The 23,690-nt window shown below is 61.4% G+C and carries 20 protein-coding genes; 8 read left to right on the top strand and 12 right to left on the bottom strand.

Features of this window, described 5'->3' with window-relative positions; all coding sequences use genetic code 11:
- The first annotated feature begins 75 nt into the window (after positions 1 to 75).
- The 5 genes from JNB71_RS03150 (at position 76) to JNB71_RS03130 (ending at position 8,493) form a co-directional block, all read left to right on the top strand.
- Positions 76 to 2,616, top strand: a complete 2,541-nt coding sequence (locus tag JNB71_RS03150) for a mechanosensitive ion channel family protein (protein WP_220370370.1) — start codon at positions 76 to 78, stop codon at positions 2,614 to 2,616.
- A 172-nt stretch (positions 2,617 to 2,788) separates the two neighbouring features.
- Positions 2,789 to 5,350 carry a GcvT family protein gene (locus JNB71_RS03145; RefSeq protein ID WP_220370369.1) on the top strand — a complete coding sequence of 854 codons (2,562 nt, stop codon included), beginning with the start codon at positions 2,789 to 2,791 and terminating at the stop codon, positions 5,348 to 5,350.
- A 277-nt stretch (positions 5,351 to 5,627) separates the two neighbouring features.
- Positions 5,628 to 5,891, top strand: coding sequence for a hypothetical protein (locus JNB71_RS03140; RefSeq protein WP_220370368.1), 264 nt, complete (start codon positions 5,628 to 5,630; stop codon positions 5,889 to 5,891).
- Positions 5,892 to 6,109: 218 nt separating this feature from the next.
- A complete protein-coding gene (locus JNB71_RS03135) occupies positions 6,110 to 6,943 on the top strand; it encodes a response regulator (protein ID WP_220370367.1) in 834 nt (277 codons plus the stop codon).
- 257 nt (positions 6,944 to 7,200) lie between these two features.
- Entirely contained in the window at positions 7,201 to 8,493 is a 1,293-nt protein-coding gene (locus tag JNB71_RS03130) for a GGDEF domain-containing response regulator (protein ID WP_220370366.1), read from the top strand.
- Between the two features lie 53 nt (positions 8,494 to 8,546).
- On the opposite strand, the gene JNB71_RS03125 is transcribed toward JNB71_RS03130, so the two are convergent.
- Together JNB71_RS03125 and JNB71_RS03120 are read right to left on the bottom strand one after the other, a co-directional pair.
- A complete protein-coding gene (locus JNB71_RS03125) occupies positions 8,547 to 9,551 on the bottom strand; it encodes a GlxA family transcriptional regulator (protein WP_026203100.1) in 1,005 nt (334 codons plus the stop codon).
- Positions 9,552 to 9,995: 444 nt separating this feature from the next.
- Positions 9,996 to 10,199 (bottom strand): hypothetical protein, encoded by a 204-nt coding sequence (locus tag JNB71_RS03120; protein WP_220371131.1) that lies wholly within the window; start codon positions 10,197 to 10,199, stop codon positions 9,996 to 9,998.
- A 382-nt stretch (positions 10,200 to 10,581) separates the two neighbouring features.
- On the opposite strand from JNB71_RS03120, the gene JNB71_RS03115 reads away from it, so the two are divergent.
- Both JNB71_RS03115 and JNB71_RS03110 read left to right on the top strand, forming a co-directional pair.
- Entirely contained in the window at positions 10,582 to 10,779 is a 198-nt protein-coding gene (locus JNB71_RS03115; RefSeq protein ID WP_220370365.1) for a hypothetical protein, read from the top strand.
- Positions 10,780 to 10,996: 217 nt separating this feature from the next.
- Positions 10,997 to 11,161, top strand: coding sequence for a hypothetical protein (locus tag JNB71_RS03110; RefSeq protein ID WP_220370364.1), 165 nt, complete (start codon positions 10,997 to 10,999; stop codon positions 11,159 to 11,161).
- Between the two features lie 87 nt (positions 11,162 to 11,248).
- Here JNB71_RS03110 and JNB71_RS03105 read toward each other — a convergent pair whose 3' ends face one another.
- The 6 genes from JNB71_RS03105 to JNB71_RS03080 form a co-directional block, all read right to left on the bottom strand.
- Positions 11,249 to 12,754, bottom strand: a complete 1,506-nt coding sequence (locus JNB71_RS03105) for a tripartite tricarboxylate transporter permease (protein ID WP_220370363.1) — start codon at positions 12,752 to 12,754, stop codon at positions 11,249 to 11,251.
- A gap of 9 nt (positions 12,755 to 12,763) precedes the next feature.
- Positions 12,764 to 13,225, bottom strand: coding sequence for a tripartite tricarboxylate transporter TctB family protein (locus JNB71_RS03100; protein ID WP_220370362.1), 462 nt, complete (start codon positions 13,223 to 13,225; stop codon positions 12,764 to 12,766).
- A gap of 146 nt (positions 13,226 to 13,371) precedes the next feature.
- A complete protein-coding gene (locus JNB71_RS03095) occupies positions 13,372 to 14,355 on the bottom strand; it encodes a tripartite tricarboxylate transporter substrate-binding protein (protein ID WP_220370361.1) in 984 nt (327 codons plus the stop codon).
- Positions 14,356 to 14,558: 203 nt separating this feature from the next.
- Entirely contained in the window at positions 14,559 to 15,914 is a 1,356-nt protein-coding gene (locus tag JNB71_RS03090) for a sigma-54-dependent transcriptional regulator (protein WP_220370360.1), read from the bottom strand.
- Positions 15,911 to 17,737, bottom strand: coding sequence for a sensor histidine kinase (locus JNB71_RS03085; protein WP_262927089.1), 1,827 nt, complete (start codon positions 17,735 to 17,737; stop codon positions 15,911 to 15,913). The genes JNB71_RS03090 and JNB71_RS03085 overlap by 4 nt, the downstream gene beginning before the upstream one ends.
- A gap of 112 nt (positions 17,738 to 17,849) precedes the next feature.
- Positions 17,850 to 18,095: a hypothetical protein gene (locus JNB71_RS03080; RefSeq protein ID WP_220370359.1), complete on the bottom strand. Its 246-nt coding sequence runs from the start codon at positions 18,093 to 18,095 to the stop codon at positions 17,850 to 17,852.
- A 123-nt stretch (positions 18,096 to 18,218) separates the two neighbouring features.
- Between JNB71_RS03080 and JNB71_RS03075 the strand changes: the two genes are divergently transcribed.
- Entirely contained in the window at positions 18,219 to 19,103 is an 885-nt protein-coding gene (locus tag JNB71_RS03075) for a LysR substrate-binding domain-containing protein (protein ID WP_220370358.1), read from the top strand.
- 19 nt (positions 19,104 to 19,122) lie between these two features.
- On the opposite strand, the gene JNB71_RS03070 is transcribed toward JNB71_RS03075, so the two are convergent.
- From JNB71_RS03070 to JNB71_RS03055, 4 genes are read right to left on the bottom strand one after another with little or no spacing between them, the layout of a single operon-like run.
- Positions 19,123 to 20,202, bottom strand: coding sequence for a DNA topoisomerase IB (locus JNB71_RS03070; RefSeq protein WP_220370357.1), 1,080 nt, complete (start codon positions 20,200 to 20,202; stop codon positions 19,123 to 19,125).
- Positions 20,203 to 20,249: 47 nt separating this feature from the next.
- Positions 20,250 to 22,253, bottom strand: a complete 2,004-nt coding sequence (locus JNB71_RS03065; protein ID WP_223215777.1) for an ASKHA domain-containing protein — start codon at positions 22,251 to 22,253, stop codon at positions 20,250 to 20,252.
- Between the two features lie 55 nt (positions 22,254 to 22,308).
- Complete coding sequence (locus JNB71_RS03060; protein ID WP_220370355.1) at positions 22,309 to 22,635, bottom strand: hypothetical protein; 327 nt, start codon at positions 22,633 to 22,635, stop codon at positions 22,309 to 22,311.
- Positions 22,636 to 22,656: 21 nt separating this feature from the next.
- Entirely contained in the window at positions 22,657 to 23,622 is a 966-nt protein-coding gene (locus tag JNB71_RS03055) for a methyltetrahydrofolate cobalamin methyltransferase (protein ID WP_220370354.1), read from the bottom strand.
- Positions 23,623 to 23,690: the final 68 nt, after the last annotated feature.

The following is a 23,690-nucleotide window of genomic DNA, read 5'->3' as shown; positions in this document are numbered from 1 at the left end:
GGCGCCGAACCGTCTAAGCCGCGCTTCGATTCTGTTTTGCAGCGGTGCCGCCGGAAAGGGATTATGTGATTGCCGATGACGTCGAAACTCTTTGCCGTTTTCTTGTCTTTGTGGATGGTTGCAGCCCCTGTGCCGGTGATGGCACAGCAGCCGGCCGCAAATGCCAATCCGCAGCAGCAGTTGCAGCAGCAGGAGGCTGCGGCAACCCCGCAGGCTCAGGCGGCCGCGCAACTCGAGACGGCGCGCAAGAACCTTGAGCGGCTTGCCGAGGTCATCACGAAGGCAAAGGATGACGACAACCGTCTCGCCGAACTCAAGGTCGAGATCGATGCTGCCGCCAAGCAGATTATCGCGACCTCGGTTGCTATCCGGCCGCGGCTCGATGAAATCAAAGCGCGGTTGGCAGAACTCGGCGACCCGCCGGCAGAGGGGGCACCACCCGAGGCCGATGTCGTGGCGCAGGAGCGCAAACGCCTTCTTGCCGAACGGGGAGCGATCAACGCGCTGACGGGAACTGCCGAGGATCTGTCGGTCCAGGCGACCAAGCTGTCAAACGGCATCACCGCGACACGGCGTGTCCTGTTCAGCAATACGCTGCTGAAGCATACCGATATCAACCGGACAATGGTGATGGACGCGATCGCCGCCATCAGCCTTGAACGCCAGACATTCATGCGCACCGTTGGCAGTTGGTTGACCTTCGCCTGGAACTTCAAGCGTTTGCAATTGCTGTCGGCGCTGTTCCTGTCGCTTTGCGCCGCGCTCGTCCTGCTCGCCGGCACGCGCCGGCTGTTTTCTCCGTTCATCCACCGCGGCGTCCTGAACGAGGAACCGGGTTACATCACCCGCCTGTCAGTGGCGTTCTGGTCGACGATGATACCGACCATGGCGGCGGCAGCTTTTGCCACGACCAGCTACTTTTTCCTGCAGGTCTTCAATGTCTTGCGGCCTGACATTGCACCGATCGTTTCGGTCACCTTGGCCGTTTGCGTGGCCGTGCTGTTCGTCTCGACCTTGGCGAACGCCGTTCTTGCGCCCGGCCAGAGCGCTTGGCGCCTTGTGCGCGTTTCCGATCGCGGAGCGCGCCTGCTGGCATGGTCGATCTTTGCCATGACGGTGGTCAATGGGCTGGATTATCTGGCCAGCACCATCAGCGAAGTGATGGGGTCGCCGATCGTCCTCACCGTCGTCAAAAGCCTGATCGCCTCGATCATCATCGGCCTGATCCTGATGGCGATGTCGTTGATCAAGCCTCTCGTTGCGGCCGGCCAAACGCTGGATAGTCAGGGCAAGCCCTGGCCGCGTCCCGTCTGGCTGTTGTTTGTCTTGACGGGCGCCGCGCTGATCATGGCCGCGCTGTCGGGCTACGTCGGCCTTGCCCGGTTCGTCGCCACCCAGATCGTCATGACCGGTGCAATCCTGGTGACGATGTATCTCGGCATCCTGACCGGCAAGGCCGTCGCCAAACAGAATGCGCTCGCCGACACCGTCGTCGGTCGCTATCTCGAAAGGCGTTTCGGGATGGAGCAGATCGGCCTCGATCAGGCGGGTCTCGTTGCCGGGCTTGGCATCTACGCGCTGGTCGTCCTGCTGTTCATTCCGCTGATCCTTCTGCAATGGGGCTTCCAGATTGCCGATATCCAGGCCTGGGCTTATCGCCTCTTTACCGAGATCAGGATCGGCAGCATCACCATTTCCATTACCGGCATCCTCGCAGGGATCTTGCTGTTTGCTGCCGGTTTTGTGGTCACCCGCTGGTTCCAGCGCTGGCTCGACAGCAATGTCATGGCCCGCAGCCGCATCGATCCCGGCGTCCGCAACTCGGTGAAGACCGGGGTCGGTTACCTCGGCCTGGCGCTGGCAGGCCTGATCGGCATCTCGGCGGCGGGGCTCGATCTTTCGAACCTGGCGCTGGTTGCCGGTGCCCTTTCGCTCGGCGTCGGCTTCGGCCTGCAGAACATCGTCTCGAATTTCGTCTCCGGGCTCATTCTGCTCGTCGAGCGGCCGTTCAAGGTCGGCGACTGGGTGGTGACGGGCACGACGGAGGGCTTCGTCCGGCGCATCTCGGTTCGTGCGACGGAAATCGAGACGTTCCAGCGCCAGACGATCATGGTGCCGAATTCGCTGTTCATCAACGCCTCCGTCGGCAACTGGACGCATCGCAACAAGCTCGGCCGATCGGATATTCCGGTGACGGTCGGCTATGATGCGGCGCCGCGGCAGGTCATGGATACGCTGCTGCAGATTGCTAATGCTCACCCGCTGGTGTTGAAGAACCCCGAGCCGCAGGCCGTTTTCAGCGCCTTCGGCGAAGCGACGATGACGTTCGAATTGCGGATCTATCTTGCCGACATCGTCAACGGCAACGGCGTGCGCAACGATCTCAGGCTGGCGATCTACGAGCGTTTCCGGGAAGAAGGGCTTGGCGCGCCGTTTCCAAAGGAGACCCTGGAACCCGAAGTGTCGCTCCCTCAGCCCGAACCGGAGATCGTGGCAGCCAGGAAAACGCCTGACGAAGCCGTCGAACAGCCGGTTGTGGACGAGCCGGTCAGGCGCAGCGGCACCCAGCGGCGGCCCCGCAGGGTCAGCGTCGAAGCGGTGGGCGACAAGGATTGACGGTGCGGGGATCAACAACGACGAGGCGCTATCCGGCTTATCGTTGATCGTTCGCATCTGTGGACCGCCCGGCGCTGGTCGTGCAGCATGATGATTATGTCGTAGACAGGCTCTACTCCGGCGGGGCCAAGCCCTAAAGTCCGCTTCCAGTATTCAATCAGGGTCATACGCAATGGCAGAATTTCCTCAAAAGGCGAAGGTCGTAATCATCGGGCTCGGCGGTATCGTCGGCGCGTCGATCGCTCATCATCTGATCGAGCGGGGATGGGATGACATCGTCGGCATCGACAAGTCCGGCATCCCGACCGACATCGGCTCGACGGCGCATGCGTCCGACTTCTGCTACACGACCAGCCACGACTATCTCTCGGTGTGGACGACGCAATATTCGATCGATTTCTACGAGAAGATGGGCCACTACGCCCGCATCGGCGGCCTGGAAGTGGCGCGCACAGGCGACGACACCTGGATGGAAGAGATCAAGCGCAAGCTGTCTTCCGCCAAGGCCTTCGGCACCCGCGCCCACTATGTTTCGCCTTCCGAGATCAAGGCAATGTTCCCGCTGATCGAGGAGGATCAGGTCATGGGCGGCATGTTCGATCCCGATGCCGGTCTCGTCATTCCGCGCTCGCAGACGGTCGCCGGCAAGCTGGTCGATGCTGCCGAGAAATCGGGCAAGCTGCAGATGTTCGGCAATACGCCGGCAAAGTCGCTGATCGTCGAGAATGGCCGCATCAAGGGCGTCGTCACCCATCGCGGCACGATCATGGCCGATCACGTCATCGTCTGCGCCGGTCTTTGGGGCCGCCTGATCGCCGAGATGGTCGGCGAAGACCTGCCGGTCATGCCGGTCGATCATCCGCTGACCTTCTTCGGTCCGTATAACGAATTCGAAGGCACCGGCAAGGAAATCGGTTTCCCGCTGCTGCGCGACCAGGGCAACTCCGCCTATATGCGCGACACCGGCGACCCGAAGACCACGGAGGGCGGCCAGATCGAATGGGGTTACTACGAGAAGGACAACCCGCGCATGTGCCATCCGCGCGAGTTGCTCGAAAAGCACGAGGCGCGCCTGTCGCCCTCTCAGCGCGACCTCGACATGGAGCAGATCATCGAGCCGCTCGAGCGCGCCATGGAACTGACGCCGATCCTCGGCGAGCTCGGGTACAATGAAGGCCACTCCTTCAACGGCCTGCTGCAGGTGTCTGCCGCCGGCGGCCCGTCCTGCGGCGAGAGCCAGAAGGTGCGCGGTCTCTGGTACTGCGTCGCGATCTGGGTCAAGGACGGTCCGGGCTACGGCAAACTGATTGCCGACTGGATGACGGACGGCCGTACCGAGATCGACCACAACAGCATCGACTATGCGCGCTTCTATCCGCACCAACTGACGGAAGAGTTCATCGCCAACCGCTGCTACGAGGCTGCCCAGAAGATCTATTTCCCGGCAGTTCATACCCGCGAGCCCTATGCCACCAGCCGTAATGTCAAGCGCTCGCCCTTCTACGAGCGCGAGAAGGAACTCGGCGGCTACTTCATGGAACTGGGCGGCTGGGAGCGTGCGCATGGTTATGCCGCCAACGAGCACCTGCTCGAGAAGTACGGCGACCGCGTGCCGGCTCGCGAGAACGAGTGGGACAACCGCCACTTCTGGCGCGTCTCCAATGCCGAGCACCTGGCGATGAGCGAGGATTGCGGCATCGTCAATCTCTCGCATTTTCACATGGTGGACATCGAGGGACCCGACCATGTCGAGCTGCTGGAATGGCTGTGCGCTGCCAAGATCGGCGGTGACGGCAATATCGGCAAGGGCATCTACACTCACTTCCTCGATGACGAGGGGATGGTCCGCGCCGACTTCACGGTCTTCCGTATGGCTGACCGCTGCCGCCTCGTTAACGGCGCTGATGCCGGCCCGCGCGACTTCCACTACATGAAGCGCGTTGCCGAAGACCGTGGCCTCGACGTCACGATCACCGACGTCTCGGAAAAATTCATCACCATCGGCATCTGGGGCCCGAATGCCCGCGAGACGCTGAAGAAGGTGGTCGCCGATCCGGCCGGTCTCGATCTCGAAAACTTCGCCTTCGCCGCGATCAAGCAGATCGAAATCGCCGGAAAGCCGGTCACCGCCTTCCGCATCTCCTATGTCGGCGAGCAGGGCTGGGAACTGCACATGAAATACGAGGATGGCCTCGCTGTCTGGGATGCGCTGCGCGCCACCGGCGTCATGGCATTCGGCGTCGAGACCTATGCGAACTCGCGCCGCATGGAAAAGAGCCTGCGACTGCAGAACGCCGACCTGCTCACCCAATACAACCTCATTGAAGCGGACCTTGCCCGCCCGAAGGTGAAGGAAGCCGATTTCCGCGGCAAGGCCAAGCATCTGGAATACAAGGCCCGTGACCATCAGCCGGCCATGCTCTGCACGCTGGTGATGACCGAGAACACCGATGCCAAGGGCGTGAAACGCTACCCGGTCGGCTCGCTGCCGGTCATGGATCCGGATAGCGGCGAAGTTTTGATCGATAGCCTCGGCCGCCGTTCCTACACGACGTCGATCGCCTATGGCCCGACGATCGGCAGGAACATCGCGCTCGCCTATCTGCCCTGGGAATATTGCCAGGTCGGCCGCAAGCTCAACGTCGAATATTTCGCCGAGACCTACCCGGTCGAGGTCGCCGGCGTCGGATACAAGCCGCTCTACGATCCGGAAAACCTCAAGCCGCGGACCTGATCCCAACAGCGTTCCAATCTGCTAACGACAGAGCGCGCCTGCCCGGAAACCGGGCGGCGCGCTTTTTTTGCTGGGCCGAACCGCGAGACGATGCCCAAGCGCTCGTTGCTCCTCCCTTTGTCATTCAGACCCTATTCAGCCGACCTGCAATATTTATCATGCAATTCTTCCGGCGTGCGTTACGCTGACGTCGGGCAGAAGGGTGTCTCGCCTCGTCCGGGCATGTCGCCTGGAAGCGCGAGCTGCCAAGAGGGCGGCGCCATGGCGCTGAGGGGCAATGAAGGCATTCGTAAGTGCATTTGTTTTGACTGTCATCGCGGCCTTTCCGGCCTGGTCCGCCACTGTGACGAACAAGGATGGCGAGCCTGCCGTGCTTGTTGTCGTGGAAGGCGAAAGCCGCATGGAAGTGGCAATCAGTGCCGGCAGCACGGAATCGATCTGCCCCAGCGGCTGTTTCATCACGACGCCGAGCGGCGACCGCCTCGGCCTGCAGGGCGACGAAACCATCGAGATCGTCAACGGGTCGGCCGTCGTGAAGTAATAGCGGGGAGCGCCGCGAACAGTATCGCGGGTCAAGCTGCCTTCGGCAATGGCGATGCTGAAAATTGGGATATGCGGGAGGTTCTCGAACAGCGCCGCCGTCTGAGCTGGCTTTCCCTTGCTTCAAGTTGATCCCATATTTCAGCAGGCAATTAACGACTGCGAAAACCTTTCTGCGTAGCTTGGGCCCCGGGGACAATCTTTTCAGATAGGCGATCTATGTCATTTTTCGGCGTGTCCGGAATGTACTATTCCGGCGAATCCTTGCAGCAGCACCGTATTGTTCTTGCAGAGGACTCCAATCTCTTCTCCGCCATGGTCTCCAAGCGGCTCAAGGAGCTTCTCGACATCGACGTGATCGTCTGCCGCGACTACGAGGATCTGCAGTTTTCGGTCGAGAACGCATCCTTCCCTGCGGCGCTTGCCATCTCCAACATCAACCTTCCCGGTGCCGAGAACGGCGAGGCGCTGTCCTACCTCATCGACATGAGCGTGCCGACGATCGTCTTCACCGGCACCTTCCAGGAAAGCACGCGCGAAACAATCCTCTCCAAAGACATCGTCGATTACGTCATCAAGGACAGTGTTTTCGCGGTCGACATGCTGGCCGAATCCGTATGCCGGTTCCTGACGAACCACCGGCACCACGTATTGATCGTCGATGACAGCCCGACGGCGCGCGCGCTGCTGACGACGCAGCTGAAGCGCTACAACTTCCGTACCAGTTCAGCCGAAAGCGGCGCCGCAGCGCTGGAGCTTTTGAAAAAGCATCCGGATATCGGCTTGATGATCACCGATTACAACATGCCCGATATCGACGGCTTCGAGTTGACGCGCCGCATTCGCGCAGCCCACGGGCCGCATCAACTGCGGATCATTGGCGTTTCCTCCTCGGACAACCGGTTGCTGTCGGCACGGTTCCTGAAGGCTGGCGGCAACGATTTCATGTTGCGCCCGTTCGTCAACGAAGAGTTCTACTGCCGCGTGAACCAGAATCTCGACACCTTGACGAAAATCCAGACCTTGGGTGCAAAAAACGTTCGCAAAGCCTGAGAGCTCGCTTCTGAGGACACCACCTTCGGGGCGCTGCTGGAGATTTTTGTCGTTGGACCTAAGGGGTTAACGATATTGCAATCAAAAGTGGATTTGCTGGCGTGACGCGATGAGGGGTGGGGTGTCGGTCCGCGTGTAGATTCTGTTATCGGGAAAATGACATTCGAGAGCCAGCGTTCAGCGAAAGCGGCGCCTGCGGCTCATAAGAGGCTGGCAGGAACGTGAGCTTTCGCAAGATGTCGAGGCGGGGAAACAGCGTGCAGAAGCATTCGGGTAGCCGCATGCTCCTGATCGAGGATTCCCGCATGTTCTCGACCGTGCTCAAATACGGATTGGAAACCGTCCACGGGGTTTCCGTCACCCATTGCTCATCGCTTGCCGCCCTGCACGCTGCCTTGGAAAATGGCGCGGACGAATTTTCTCTTGCGGTTCTCGATCTCAATCTTCCCGATGCGCCGAATTGCGAGGCGCTGGACTATGTGATTTCCAGAAACATCGCCGCGATCGTATTTACCGGCTCGTTCAATGACGGAACGCGCGATACCGTCCTTTCGCGAAAAGTCGTGGATTGCGTCATCAAGAATCAACCCGATTCCATCACTCATCTCATTTCGGTCGTCGACCGGGCGCTGACCAATGCGCGCACCCATGTGCTGTTGGCCGATTCCGGGGAGTCCTCGCGCGCCGAGCTTCTGGCGCTTCTGAAGAAGCAGCAGTTCAACGTGACCGAGGCAGGCAGCGGTGCGGAGGCCCTGCGCCTGCTCGATACCGGCAACGGCATCGACATGGTGCTCAGCGATATCGCGCTTTGCGACATGACGGCTTACGGCTTGCTCAAGGAAATTCGCCAGAGGCATGGCGAGGATGCACTCAGCGTCGTCGCCGTCGCTTCCGGCGGCGACCGCACCCATGCCGCCAGGTTCCTGCAGAGCGGTGGCACGGAGTTCATCCAGAAGCCGATGCTCGTCGAGGAATTCAACAGCCGCCTGTTTCAGGTCGCCAACATCCAGAAGCGCATCCAGGCCCTGCACTCCATCGCCGCCCGCGACTACCTGACCGATATCTACAATCGGCGCTATTTCTTCCAGTACGGTTCAAGGATGGTCGATCAATGCTTGCGGCGGGGCGGGACCACGTCGATCGCGATTATCGACATCGACCATTTCAAGCGGTTGAACGACACCTACGGCCATGAGGTCGGCGATCTCGTCCTCACGGCGGTCGCAAAACGCCTTCGCGCGCTGATTGGAGAGGAGCACCTGCTTGCCCGCCTTGGCGGCGAGGAGTTCGGGATCCTTTTCAACGAGCTCGGGATCTGCGCCGCCCATGAATTCTGTGAAACGGTGCGCCGCGATATCGCAGCGGCGAAGGTAGTGGCGGACGATGAGGAACTGTCGATCACGATATCGATGGGGCTCGCCACGATCGAGGGGCCGGAAACCTTCGACAACTACCTTCACGCCGCCGACCAATTCCTCTACATGGCGAAATATGGCGGCCGCAACCGGATCGTTTCCGATCTGACCCTTCTCAAGGCCATGGTGTCCTGACCGGCGGCCGGGTTCAGCCGCCACGCCGGATCTGAAAATCGAGCCAGGTGTTTCTAGCGCGCGGCCTGCAGGGTGAGTTTGCGGTCGGCACGCTCCTGCTGGGGCGAGCGGTTGTAGAGTTCGCGATAACACTTCGAAAAATGCGAGGCCGAGACGAAGCCGCAGGCGACGGCCACTTCGACCACGGGCATGGCCGACTGGACCAGCAGATGCCGGGCACGGTCGAGCCGGATTTCCAGGTAGTAGCGGGCGGGGGAACGCCCCATTTCCTGCCGGAACAGTCGCTCGATCTGGCGCCGCGACAGGCCGGCGCTGTCGGCGATTTCGAGAAGCGACAGCGGCTCAGAGAGATTGCCCTCCATCAGTTCGATAATCGACAGGACTTTGGCGTTCTGGACGCCGAGGCGGGCGCGCAGCGGCAGCCGCTGGCGGTCGTGCGGGCCGCGCACACGGTCGGTCAGCGCCTGTTCGCAGACGCGGTTGACGAGATTCTCGCCGAAATCCTGGTCGATCAGGTTCAGCATCATGTCGAGCGAGGCGGTGCCGCCGGCGCAGGTGTAGATGTTGCTGTCGATTTCGTAGAGGTCGGCATAGACATCGACCTGCGGGAAGCTTTCGGCAAAGCCGGGCAGGTTTTCCCAGTGGATCGCACAGCGCTTGCCCGTCAGCAGGCCCGCCGACGCCAGCACATGCGCGCCGGTACAGAGGCTGCCGACCGAGACGCCGCGATTATAGACTTCGCGCAGCCAGGCATTGACGGACTTGTTGTTGAAGTCCTCGACATAGATGCCCGAACAGACGAGCACCATCGATGGCCGGTTCTCTCCGCCGAGGAACTTGCGCTCATCGGCAAGCGAGGTGTTCACCTCAAGCCCGATACCGCTGGACGACAGGACCTGGGTCCCATCGGTGGAGGCGAGGCGCCAGGTGTAGGCCTCGTAGCCGAGCATGCGGTTGGCGATACGGAGTGTCTCGATTGCCGCGGAAAACGGCAGCATGGAAAAGTTCGGTACCAGGAAGAAGACGAGAGAACGTTTTTTGGTCAATGGCTTGTTCATTGAGAGGGTCCCATGCGTCGCGGATGTCGCATTTGTCTCGTGGAAAAGCGTCAGCTGGCTTTTCTAAAAGCGACATTGGCATGGACGCGAGCGACTGCAAAGAAATAAATATCTGCGACATGCATCAAGCTGGCGTAAAAATCGTCCGAAGGCCCAAAAAATACTCACTATTTCCACTCAGAACGACAAAAATGTCGCATTTTGTCTTTTCTCCGGCAGGTTGTAGAGGCTACGGCCACCGCGTACTGGGATGGTGATTTGCCATTTGCGACACGCCCGGCTCGTCAATTGGTGTCGGAAACAGGCCATGGCTCGGGGGCCGGCGGTAGGAACGGAAAACAGAAAAGGGCATTTCGCCATCATGGTCGAAATGCCCTTTTCACGCGTCATTCACATTCGTTCGACACGGAGGATCGTCACCTGCCGCTGCGGGCATCTGATCCGTCATTTTTCCTGCGTATCCTTGCGGGCCATGTCCACGGACGGAAAGCCGATGTCCTTCAGAGTGTCATAGGAAAGGCTTTCGAGCACCCGTTCTGCGCGGTGACGCTGCCATGATGCGATGGCGCGTGCGCGCAAGCCAGCGAGGGATGATGCAAGCGACGAATGCCTTGGATCGGAGGCATGTTCTAGACTGAAGAATGCCATGTTTTGGTTTCCTTTTGATTGGGAGGCTTCAAAAGGTCGCGACCATGGGAGAGTAATGCCGCAAGGCCATTCATCATTCAAGCGAATATAATTGATCCCATGCATCAAATATCATGATGCTTTCAGAGGCACGAAACACCCTTGTTACGGCGTCAAACATGGTGCGGGGCCTTGCGATGCTGAATCCAGCAGAAAGACTTTTTCGACCCAACATCGAGTGAATCCGAGGATCGAAATCCAGCGCCCTGGCGCCTGTCAAAAACGGGTACGTACCTCACCCGAAACGCCACATTTACGCCTACTACTTTCGACTAAAGTCCGGGCTGGAGGCTGCGAGGAGGCAGCTTCCTACAAAAAAATACCAATTTCTGGGAGGAAAATGATGCAGAAATCCGGTATCGCAATACCGCCAAAAGGCCTTGACTTGCTCCAGACGGTTCTTGACGCTTGGTGCACACAGCATCGCATTCCGCGCAAGGAGGCGACTGCCGAAGCGAAGATATTGATCAACGAGTACAAGCGCGGCACTCGTTCGCAGATCAAACTCATCGACGCGCTTTTGGACGGCACCAAGCACTAGCGGGCTCAACGGCCGCTTTTAGTCGAGACCCGGCCTAGAGCCGGGTTTTTCATGCATGAATAGCCGATGCATCTTGCTGCCCCGCGAGAGAGGCTCGCTTGAGATGAGATTGTCGCGCCGTTCGAGCGGTGTTGCCGGCGAATGCGATGCTGTCGAGGCGAGGGCGCCGTTGCATGAGATGTGCTATGGATTTCGAGGATGTGAGACAGGGACCGACATGAGCGACGACAACATCATCAAATTTCAGCGGCCGAAGCCCAAGAGGGAACTGCGGGCCATCACGCGCGCAACGCGCAAGGTTCTCACTTGGCTGGCGATCATCGTCGCTGTGGGGCTGGTATGGGCATACTTCCAGTTTATTTCGCCCCCGAGCCTGACCTGAGCAGGGTTCCAACAGTGTCAGCCGGCTCCGCTGTTCGCATGACCGGTATACACGGACACCGGTCATGCCTTGCAGGCGATAGGTGGATCAATCCTCCTCTTGGAAAACCGCCTCGCGCTTGGCCTTGACGGCCGGCAGGAAGACGACGACGAGGACGGCGAACGCGATCAAGAGCAGGAAGGCGCTGATCGGCCGCGTGACGAACGTCGTCGGATCGCCGCGCGACAGGATCATCGCGCGCCGCAGGTTCTCCTCCAGCAGCGGCCCGAGCACGAAGCCGAGCAGCAGCGGCGCGGGCTCGCAGCGCAGCTTGACCAGCAGGTAGCCTGCGATGCCGAAGAAAGCCACGGCATAGAGGTCGTAGACATTTGAATTGACGCTGTAGACCCCGATCGAGCAGAAGGCCATGATGATCGGGAAGAGCACGTAGTAGGGGATGGTGAGCAGCTTCACCCAGAGCCCGATCAGCGGCAGGTTGAGCACGACCAGCATCAGGTTGCCGATCCACATTGAGGCGATAATGCCCCAGAACAGCGCCGGCTGTTCGAGAGCCACGTTCGGGCCGGGAACGATGCCTTGAATGATCATTGCCCCGACCATCAGCGCCATGACCGGGTTGGCCGGGATGCCGAGTGTCAGCAGCGGAATGAACGACGTCTGCGCACCGGCATTGTTGGCTGATTCCGGACCGGCAACGCCTGCGACGGCACCTTGGCCGAATTCTTGCGGCGTATCCGAAAGCCGCTTCTCGACGGTGTAGGAGGCAAAGGCCGCCAGGATGGCGCCGCCGCCCGGCAGGATCCCGAGGGCCGAGCCGATGACGGTTCCACGGACGACCGGTGCGAACATCTTCCTGAAATCGTCGCGCGTCGGCAACAGGCCACTGACCTTGGCCATCAGCACGGTGCGGGTCTTTTCACCTTCCAGATTGCGCAGGATTTCGGCGACGCCGAAGACACCGACTGCAACCGCGACGAAGTTCAGCCCATCGGCGTATTCGCGGATGCCGAGGGTGAAGCGCGGCGTCCCGGTGTAGATATCCGTGCCGACGAGACCGAGGAGCAGCCCGAGCGCGACCATGGCCAGAGCCTTGACGATGGAGCCGTGGGCAAGCGCGATCGAGGAGACGAGGCCGACGATCATCAGCGAGAAATATTCGGCAGCGCCGAACTGAAGGGCGATGCCGGTCAGCGGAATGGCGAAGATCGCCACCAGGAAGGTGGAAACGGTGCCGGCGAAGAACGAGCCGAGGGCGGCGATCGACAATGCAGCGCCGGCCCGGCCTTTGCGGGCCATCTGATAGCCGTCGATGGCGGTCACGGCGGAGGAGGATTCGCCCGGCATGTTGATCAGGATTGCCGTGGTCGAGCCGCCATATTGCGCGCCGTAGTAAATGCCGGCGAGCATGATCAGCGAGGAGACGGGCTCCAGCTGGAAGGTGATCGGCAGAAGCATGGCGATCGTCGCCGTGGCGCCGATGCCGGGCAGAACGCCGATCAGCGTACCGAGCAGCACGCCGATCAGGCAGAAGAGGAGGTTTTCGGGCGAGCCTGCGGTGTAGAAGCCGAGTGCGAGATTGCTGAAAAGGTCCATGATGATGTCCTAGAATCTGACCCAGGGGCCGAAACGCTCGAAAGGCAGCCCAAGCGCGTAACTGAAGACGGCGACCGAAAAGGCGGTCAGCGCGATTGACAGCGCAATCGCGGTCAGCGGCTTCATCCGGTGCGAGGCGAAGCAGGCGATCAGGGCGGTGAAAAACAGCGACGGCACGAAGCCGAGCCCGCGCACCGTCAATCCGAAGAAGATCGGTGCCGGCAGGATGAACAGCATCCCGCGCCAGGCGACAGGTCCAAGCTGCTCGCCGTGCACGCGCGCCGCCTGGATCAGGACGACGAAGCCGAGCAGGGTCAGGATGATGGCAAGCAGTAGCGGAAAATAGCCTGGCCCCATCCTGAACGCCGTGCCGAGCTCGAGGTTAAGGCACTGGTAGATGAAGAAGCCGCCGAGGCCGATAAAGATTGCTCCGCAGAGCGCGTTGGTGGTGTCGAGAGATAAGGATTTCATGATGCCTCCTTGAAACGGGCCCGGTCATCCGCGTCCATCATCTCTTCAAAGGATAGCCAGGGAAAGAGAGATAAACGAATGCCTCCCTCCCAAGAGAGGAGGAAGGCGAAAGACGCGTCAGGCCCTTGCCATGACGGTGGGTCCGATCAGTCGGCGTATTGGCCGGCCGCTTCAATGACCGGCTTCCAGCGGGCGATCTCGGCTTCCAGCTTGGCCTTCAGCGCAGCCGGCGTAGCGTCGGCTTCGGCAGAGGGCACCGTGCCGAGCTCGGCGAAGCGGGCACCGACGTTCGGGTCCTTCAACGCCACCTGTAGCGCCTTCGACAGGCGGTCGACCGCTTCCGCCGGCGTGCCCTTCGGCGCGTAGACGCCGTGCCAGATGCCGACCTGGAAGTCTGGCAGGCCGGCTTCGGCGGCGGTCGGAACGTCGGGCAAGACAGGAATGCGCGCTGGCGAGGTCACGGCATAGGCCTTGATCGTGCCGCCGAGAATCTGCTTGGTGGTGTTGGTGGTCTGGTCGCACATTATATCGACCTGGCCGCCGAGAAGATCGGTCATCGCAGGGCCGGTGCCCTTGTAGGGAACCGTGACAAGCGGAGTCTGAATGGCGCTCATGAACATCATGCCGCAGAGATGCGAGGCTGCACCGATGCCGGCATTGGCGACGGTCACCGTGTCCTTGTTGGCCTTGACGTAGTCGATCAGGCCCTTGAGGTCCGTCGGCTCGAAATCCTTGCGCGCGACGATGGTCATCGGCACCTCTGTGACGAGGCCGACATATTCGAAGGCGTTCAGCGTGTCATAGGCGAGCTTGCGGTAGAGCGTGGCGCTGGTCGCCATGCCGATATGGTGCAGGAGTATCGTGTAGCCGTCCGGATCGGCCTGCGCGACGCGTCCGGCGCCAAGCGTTCCGCCGGCGCCGCCGACGTTTTCGACGATGATCTGCTGGCCGAGATCCTTCGACATTGATTCAGCGACGAGACGGGCGACGGTGTCGGTTGGGCCACCAGCCGAGAAGGGCACGACCATGGTGATCGTCCGCTCGGGATAGGTCTGCGCGTTTGCAGAAACCGAAATGAGCGAAACGGCGGCAAGCGCGGTCATACCAAACAAAGTTTTAAGGATTTTCATCGAAGTCCCTCCCTGATGAATTCTGGCCAGCCGGCGCAGCTCCTCCCGCACCGATTCTGGATGGCCCATTTGGGACCCGCGCGGCTATGGGAGCAACCGTCGCGCGGAGGCTTTCGCGTCTTTTCGCAGAGGGTGCAGTGCACCATGGGTGAGATTGGAAACAATTGCCGTCTGCAATGGGTGGATTTCCACCCATTTCATAATCATGCAGCGTAATCGCCGTCTGTCACCGGCAATTTTTTGTCGAGGCCGTATCGTTGCATCTTCTCGTAAAGCGTCTTTCGCGAGATGCCGAGTTGCTCGTAAACGGGCCGCAGACTGCCGCCATGGGCAGCGAGCGCGCTGGCGATAATGCCCCGCTCGTAAGCTGCCACCTTGTCTGCCAAACGCTGTCGTTCCGCCGGGGCTGAGGTCTCCTCGGGTTTCGGATCGAGGCCAAGCACGAGCCGGTCTGCAGCGTTGCGCAATTCGCGAACATTGCCTGGCCAGGTGCGCTCGGCGATCTCGGTCATCAGTTCCGGCGGCACTTCAATGTCGTTGCGCATGTAACGGGCGGCGGCCTCCCGGACGAGCTGGAGAAAGAGGAGGGGGATGTCGGCCTTGCGCTGCGCCAGCGACGGGACGTGCAGCGTCGCTACGTTCAGCCGGTACAGCAAGTCGGCCCGAAAGCGGCCGACGGCGACTTCCGCCTCGAGATCAACCTTGCTGGTGGCGATGAAACGGACATCGAGCGGCACAGGCTCGTTCGACCCGAGCCGGGTGATCACCCGTTCCTGCAATACGCGCAGAAACTTTGCCTGCAGGTCAAAGGGCATTGAGCCGATCTCATCAAGCAGGATGGTGCCGCCGCGGCCGTGCTCGAACTTGCCGTAGCGGGGGCGGAGCGCACCGGGAAAGGCGCCAGCCTCATGGCCGAAGAGTTCGCTTTCGATCAGGTTTTCCGGAAGTGCTGCGCAGTTGATGGCGATCAGCGGGCGGTCGGCACGAGCACTGATATCGTGCAAGGCGCGCGCGACCACTTCCTTGCCCACGCCCGTTTCGCCGATGATCAGCGTATCGGCGTCAGTCGCGCCAATGGCACGCAGCCGGTAGCGCAGATCGACCATGGCCTGGGTCCGGCCGGGGAGCCGCGCCTCGATATCGTCCCTCTTGCCGGCCACAGCCCGCAGGCGCCTGTTTTCCAGCACGAGGCTGCGCCGGTCCATGGCACGGCGGGCGACGGCTGCGAGATGCTGCGCGGTGAACGGCTTTTCGAGGAAATCGTAGACGCCTTCGCGCATCGCCTTGACGGCGAGCTGGACGTCGCCGTGGCCGGTAACCAGGATCACCGGGATTTCCGCATCCACCTCGCGGATACGCTGGAGCAGGGTCATGCCGTCCATCCCGGGCATGCGGATATCGCTGACCACGACCCCGGAGAAGCTGTAGCCGATCAGTTCCAGCACAAGTTCGGCGCTGGAAAACGTATCGACTTCAAGCCCGAAAAGACCGAGTGCCTGCGCGGTGGAATGGCGCATTTCCTCCTCGTCGTCGACCAGCAGGACGCGTGGTTCACTCATTCGGCAGCCTCCTGCGCCGCCGTGGCGGCTTCCAGTTCGATGCGAAACACGGCGCCGCCCTCGGCATGGTTGGTGACAGACAGGCTGCCGCCGAAATCCTTGACGATGTTGTAGGAAATGGAGAGGCCAAGGCCAAGTCCCTTGCCGACGCCCTTGGTGGTGAAGAACGGATCAAAGATGCGCTCGGCGATCGCCGCGGGCACGCCGGGGCCGTGGTCCCTGATCGTCAGGATCACCTTGCCGTCCAGGTGCTCGGCGGAAACGTGAATGTGCCGGTTGGCGAGGCCTTCGACTGCGTCTGCCGCATTCGTGATGATGTTGACGAGAACCTGCTGCAGCCGAACGGAGCCGGCCTTGACCATCGGCGTGTCCGACAGATCGATCTCAAGATCGGCGTCGGCTGCTTTCAGGCGGGCAGCGACGATTTCCAGCGTGTCGGCCATCGCCGCATCGAGTGCGACGGGCCGTAGTTTCTCGTTCGGCTTGCGGGCAAAATTGCGCAGGTGCCGGCTGATCGATGCCATGCGATCGATCAGGCCGGAAATGCGCCGGACATTGTCGCGGGCTTCGCCGACGCGCTCGAGGTCGATCAGCATTGCGGCGCTGTCGGCGTAGGTCTTGGCAGCGGCCAGCGGCTGGTTGAGTTCATGACTCAGCGCAGCCGACATCTGGCCAAGTCCGGCGAGCTTGCCCGCCTGGATGAGATCGGCTTGCGTCTTGCGCAATTCCTGCTCGGTCAGCCGCCGCTCGGCAATTTCCTCCTCGATGCGCTGGTTGACGAGGGCGAGATCTGCCGTTCGCTCCTCGACGCGGCGCTCCAGTTCGTTGCGGGCTTCAAGCTGCATGCGCATGCGTTCCTCCAACCGTGCGCGCCGCTGCAGGAAAATGGCGAGCGCCAGGCCGGCGAGGCAGAGGAAGAGGACGACGGCGATGATGGTGGTGCGCGCCTGGGCGCGAACGGACGCCGTTTCCATCAGCACGTTCACCGTCCAGTCGGCCTCCGGCATATATTGCGACAACACCAGATATTCCCGTCCGGCGGCCGTGCTTATCGTCATCAACTGGTGTTCTTCCAGCCTGTCGCGCTTGACCTCAAGGGGTTTCAGAACGGCCTCGGCATAGCGCCGCGACGCCTGCGTCCTTTGCAGGCGTTCGGCATTCAGAGGCAGGATACTGGAATAGAGCCATTCCGGGCTGCCGGTCATGAAGATGATGCCTTCAGGGTCGGAGACGAAGATCTTGTATTCGCCGCCGCGCCAGGAGGTCTCGATCGAATCGATATCGACCTTGAAGACGATGACGCCGGTGATGTTGTTCTCGACGATGATGGGCGAGGCGAAATAATAGCCGCGCTTCAGCGAGGTGGTGCCGAGCGCATAGAACCGCGACTGATTTCCCTTGGCCGCTTCCTGGAAATAAGGCCGATAGCTGAAATTCTGGCCGACGAAGCTTGTCGGCTCTTCGTAGTTGCTGGCTGCGATGGTGCTTCCATCCATCGTCATCACGTAGATATCGGAGGATTCCAGCAGAGTGTTGATCTCTTTCAGGTAAAGATTCGCAGCCTCACGCAGAGAGTTGTCGTTCGGATGCGCAACCAGGTCCTTGATGCCGTCATGATCGGCGATCAGCGCCGGCAGCGGCTCATAGCGGCTGAGATGTCCGCTCAGTGCCGAAACCGCCAGACGCAAGGCCGAGCTTGCCTGAAGCGATGCTTCATTCATGTAGCTGCGCGTCGCCAGTGCTCCGCCTTGGAAAATCACGACGTAGAGGAGGGCGGGAACCAGGCAAATCGCCAGGACAAGGCGGTATTTAACGGATTGCAAGGCTCCTCCCTCATTCCTCCCGGCGGCCTTTGCGCAGCCGAGAGGAAGAGTTTAGAGGGCAACGTTGCCGTTTCCAAGAGCCGTCGTGAGAGAGGTACTCTCCACCGCTTGATCAGGACCGTTCGCGCTCGATCACGGCCGTGTCGGTCAGGCCGAGATCCCGCCGCAGGTTGGCTGGCAAAGTGGCGATCTCGCGCTCTGTTGCCCTGCGCGCTTGTGCAATCTTGCGAGCGTGGTGTCCCTCGCTGACCTGGTGAACGAGGGGCGCAAACATTTGGCGCATTGCGAATGTAAAGCCGGCTGGGCGCAGGCTGACGGCATTCTTGCGGCTCGTCGTGGTGTCGTGTTGCAGGGACATGGGAAGCTCCTTTCATCACGTCTTCGATGTTTGCAACTTGACTATCGCTCCCACATGAGGTTCAATCAAACGAAATGAAGTAATGGTATCATTCAGAAAATCTGATCCGAAAGGTTTCGACCCATGAACATGATGCTGCGGCATGTCCTTCCGCTTCTCGAACTGGACATTCTGAAAACCTTCGTCGCCATCGCCGAGACCGGAAACTTCACCACGGCGGCCGAGACCGTCTACCGCACACCGTCGGCCGTTTCCATGCAGATCAAGAAACTCGAGGAAATGCTTGGCTGCGTTCTGTTCTTGCGTGATGCGCGGTCCGTGTCGCTGACGCCGAAGGGTGAGGTGCTGCTCGGCTTTGCGCGGCGCATGCTGGCGCTCAACAACGAGGCCGTCTCGCGCTTCCTGCTGCCGGACATGAACGGCGTCGTGCGCGTCGGCGCGCCCGAGGACATCGGCGAGCGCATCCTGCCCGAAGTGCTGAAGCGCTTTTCCGAATCCTATCCGAATGTCACCGTCGACGTGACCATCGGCAACAGCAGCACCTTGCGCAAGCGTGTCGACGAACACCGGATGGATATCGCCATTTTCAACAGCATGGCCGGAGAAAATACCGGCGGCGGCGAAATCCTCCTGTCGGAAAAGCTGGTCTGGGCCGGGACGAAATGCGGCACGGCGCATACGCGCGATCCGTTGCCGATCTCCATGTGGGAAGATGGCTGCGTCTGGCGTGCCGATGCGGTGGAGCAACTGACCAAAGCGGGGCGCAAATTTCGCATCGCTTTTCTCAGCGCCCATACGACCGGTCAGCGTGCCGCCATCCAGGCGGATCTCGCGATCGCGCCGCTGCCGCGCTACCTGGTTCAGGGCGACCTGGTGGCGCTCGGCGATGCCGAGGGCCTGCCGGAACTCGGCCACTACAATATCGGCCTGCAGGTGATCGACAATGCCTCGGCCCCGATCCTGGCTGTCGCGGAAGACGTCCGCACCGCCTTCGTCGGCCTGCAATAGGCCGGATGAGGGCGGGCTTTCAGGTGCCGCCCTTCTTCAGCCAGCGCTGCACCCGGATCTCGTCGTCGTCCATCCAGCGCGTCAGCGTTTCGCTTCGGCTGGGCCGCATTTTCCGGAGCGCGGCGAGTTCGCCGCTCTCGAAATCCTCGAAGACCTGCGGATGAATATAGGATGACCGGCAGACCGCGCGGGTATTGACCAGGCGTGCCGCGATGGCATCGACGACATCGTTCACCTGCTGTTTTCGCTGCCGCTGGCTGGGAGCCGGATCGATGGCCGCCAATGCCGTCGCTGCCATACGCGTCGCGCCCCAGGTGCGGAACTGGCGGGAGGAGAAATCTGCGCCGCAGGCGTCGCGGATATAGGCGTTGACGTCCTGCGAGCGGATCGGACGGCGGCAACCATCTTCGTCGAGGTACTGGAAGAGTTGTTGGCCAGGGAGTTCCTGCAGCGTCCGGATCGCCTTGGTGATCCGCCGGTCGCGGTAGCTGAGGCGCCATTCCTTGCCGGACTTGCCCGTGAAATTGAAATGAACGCTGGAGCCCTCGATCTTCACGTGACGGCTGCGTAGCGTCGTCAACCCGTAGGAGCCGTTTTCCTCTGCATAACTGGTGTTGCCGACGCGGATATAAAGATTGTCCAGGAGCCAGACGACCGTCGCCAAAGCCTTGTCCAAGCCCGGTTTTCTCAGGCGCAGGTCGGTATCGACCTTTTCGCGGATATTCGGCAGCGTAGCGGCGAAATCCGGCAGCAGGGCGAATTTGACCTTGTCGCGCTCGGCCGACCAGTCGGGATGATAACGATACTGCTTGCGACCCTTGGCGTCTCGCCCGGTTGCCTGCACGTGCGAGTTCGGATCGGGGGAGATCAGCACATCGGAATAGGCGGGCGGGATCGCAAGGGCTGCGATCCGGTCAAGTTCGGCCCGGTCGGTAATGCGCCGGCCGGCGGCATCGTAATAGAGGAAAGCGCGCTTGCCCGGCTTGCGGGTTATGCCGCCTTCGAGATCGGCCCGATAGACGAGTTCCTTCCCTCGCGAGCTTGCCGCATCGGCTTGCTGCGCGCTTCGTTTTCCGGTGTGAAAGGGCGTCTGGTCCACAGTGACGCAACAACGTCACCGCGGTCATTTGGTTCCCCCCGGCGGCGTTACTCGCGGCTGCGGCGCCGGCGTCTGCCGCCACCTTCACCACCGCCATCGTCGGTCAGCACCTTGCGCTCCGGCAATGTGACCACCTCAGCCAGTTTCGGGAAGGCATCCACCTTGTTGGGCAGTGCCATCGCGTAGACGAAATGCTCCTGAAATTTCGATTCGAGCGCCGTCTCTATCTTTTCGATTTTGCTGACAGTTTGCTCGATCTCGCGGCGATGGCCGCGGTTGAGAAGGGCCATCAGCGCGCCGGTCCCGGCGGCGTTGCCTACGGCCTTCACTTCGGCGAGCTCGCAGTCGGGAATGAGCCCGAGAACCATCGCGTATTTCGGATCGATGAAGGAGCCGAAGGCGCCGGCGAAGCGGATCGTATCGACATGGTTGATCTCGAGCTTTTCCATCAAAAGCTTGATGCCGGCATAAAGCGCTGCCTTGGCGAGCTGGATGGCACGCACGTCGTTCTGCGTCACCGTGATGCGCTGCTCGCCGTCATGAAGCAGATAGGAGAAGGTACGGCCGTTCCGGATGATGCGCGGGCTTTTTTCCGCCATCGTGCCATCGATCACGCCGTCTTCCGAGATAATGCCGGAGAGATACATCTCCGCGACGACCTCGATGATCGCCGATCCGCAGATGCCGGTGACGCCGACCGCGGCGGCGGCTTCCGCGAAGCCATCCTCATCCGACCATTTGTCGACGCCGATGACACGGAATTTCGGCTCCAGCGTTTGCGGGTCGATGCGCACGCGTTCGATCGCGCCCGGTGCCGCCCGCTGGCCCGACGAAATCTCGGCACCCTCGAAGGCTGGGCCGGTGGGCGAGGAGGCGGCGACGACACGGTTCCTGTTGCCAAGCACGATTTCGGCGTTGGTGCCGACGTCGACCAGCAGCATCATCCGGTCCTGCCGATACGGACCTTCGGCAAGCGTCGCGCCGGCGGCGTCGGCGCCGACATGGCCGGCGATGCAGGGCAGCATATAGAGGCGCGCGCCGCGGTTGACGTCGATGTCGATCTCGTGCGCCCAGTATTGCAGCGCGCCCGAGACGGCGAGTGCAAACGGCGCCTGGCCAAGTTCCGTCGGATCGATGCCGAGGAAGAGATGGTGCATGATCGGGTTGCCGACGAAGACCATGTCGAGAATGTCGTGGCGGTCGACCTCGCCCTCGTCGCAGACCTTGCCGATCAGCGAATTGACGGCGCCGCGCACCGCCTTGGTCATCGCCTCGCGCCCATCCGGGTTCATCATCACATAGGAGACCCGGCTCATCAGGTCCTCGCCGAAGCGTATCTGCGGGTTGGACGTGCCCGACGAGGCGACGATCCGGCCGGAGAGCAGCGAGACCAGATGCATGGCGATCGTCGTCGAGCCGATGTCGCAGGCGATGCCATAGGCCTCGTTCTTCAAGCCGGGCCAAAGGCCAACAATGAAGGGGCGAGACGAATCCATGTCGCGGTGGATCGCAGCGGTGACACCCCAATTGCCCTTGCGGAGAATCCCTTGAATCTGCGGAATGAGATGCGGCGCGATCAGCAGATCCTTCCAGCCCCAGTCCTTTTCCAGCATGACCTTCAGGCGGTCGAGATCGCCGAGCGGCTTGTGCATGTCGGGCTCGTCGACCTCGACATAGCAGAGCTGGACGGCGGCATTGCGCTCGATCACGCGGTCGGTCGCGGCCTTGCGCACGACTTGCGCATTGATGACGGTGTCTTGGGGCACGTCGATGACGAGATCGCCGAGAATCTGCGAGGAGCAGGAAAGGCGGCGGCCATCCGGCAGGCCGCGAATGCTCTCGTAGCGCTCTTCCTTCGGTCCCTTGACGGAGATGTTTTCGAGCGAGGAGACGATCTTGTGCTTGGCGAAATTGCCTTCCTGCACCGACACCTGACAACGGCCGCAGGTGGCGCGGCCGCCGCAGACGCTTTCGACATAGACGCCGAGCGAGCGTGCAGCATCGAGGATCGGCGTGCCGACGGGAAACCGCCCGCGCTTGCCGGAGGGCATGAACAGGACAAGGGGATCGGTTCTGTTTTCCTGTGCCGACACGATCAGGTCATTCCTATCTGGTGAGACGCCGTACATTGGCCCGGACCCTCTTGCCGTATGGTATGAGCGCGGCCACCGCCACGCGATCGGATGCACCCGGCATGCCCGCGAAAGTGCCGGTGGCGAATGCGGCAGCCGTGGCAATGCTTTCCTTGACGAGCGCGACATTCACGTCCGAGACGCTTTCAAATGCGGCAGCGACCTTTTCCGTCACCATTCGGCCCATTTCGTTCGAGCCGCCGAGAACGCCGGCCCAGGCGAAATCCTGCATGCGGCTCGACATGACCAGCGGTGCCTGGAACCAGAGGACGGCGAATTCATCGATAAGGTCGGCATTCACGGGCTGTCTCTTTCCGGGCGGTCATTCCGCCCTTGCGTTTGCGCCGGCACGGCCGGCGCGTCCGCCGCGGCGGCCACCGCCGGCGCCTGCCGGGGATGCTGCTGCGGCAACAGCGCCGCCTTCGGCCGGCTTGTGATCACGATAGGTCATGATCCAGTTGCCGCAGTTGGGATCGGTGCCGTTCAGCACGTTGGCTGCACGCACCGCTTCCATTTCCTGCGGGCGGCAGGGGTTCATGATCGCCGACGTCATGCCCGCACCGATAACCATGGGGATGAAGCCGGCATTGATGCCGTGGCGATGCGGCAGGCCGAACGAGATGTTCGACAGGCCGCAGGTGGTGTTGACCTTCAGTTCGTTGCGCAGCCGGTGCAGCAGCGCGAAGACCTGACGGCCGGCATCGCCCAGGGCGCCGATCGGCATCACGAGCGGATCGACAACGATGTCATGCGGCTTGATACCATGATCCATCGCCCGCTCGACAATTTTTTTCGCAACGGCGAAACGAACGTCGGGATCCATGGAAATACCGGTCTCGTCGTTGGAGATGGCAACGACCGGAACATCGTACTTCTTGACGAGCGGCAGGATGGCCTCGAGCTTTTCTTCTTCACCGGTGACGGAGTTGACCAGCGGCCGGCCCTTGGCGACCCGCAGGCCGGCTTCGATTGCGGCGGTGACCGAGCTGTCGATGGACAGCGGCACGTCGACGAGGCCCTGGACGATTTCCAGCGTCTGGACGAGCAAGCCCGGTTCGGTCTCGTTCGGATTGACGGAGGTGACGCCGGCATTGACGTCGAGCATCGTGGCGCCTGCTGCCACCTGTTCCAGCGCATCCTTGATGACCGTCTCGAAATTGCCTTCGATCATCTCGGCGGCGAGCTTCTTGCGGCCGGTGGGGTTGATGCGTTCACCGATGACGCAGAAGGGCTGGTCGAAGCCGATGATGATTTCGCGAGTGGCGGAGGCAACGATGGTGCGGGTCATACTGATCCTCTGGGTCGGTGGGGCGCGTTCTTGTGTACTGCGCCGGAATGGTTTGCGATAGGCGCGGA

Origin of the sequence: Rhizobium herbae, from assembly GCF_019511375.1 — a bacterium.
GTDB lineage: Bacteria > Pseudomonadota > Alphaproteobacteria > Rhizobiales > Rhizobiaceae > Pararhizobium > Pararhizobium herbae_A.
This window is presented reverse-complemented; position numbering and strand designations above follow the sequence as displayed.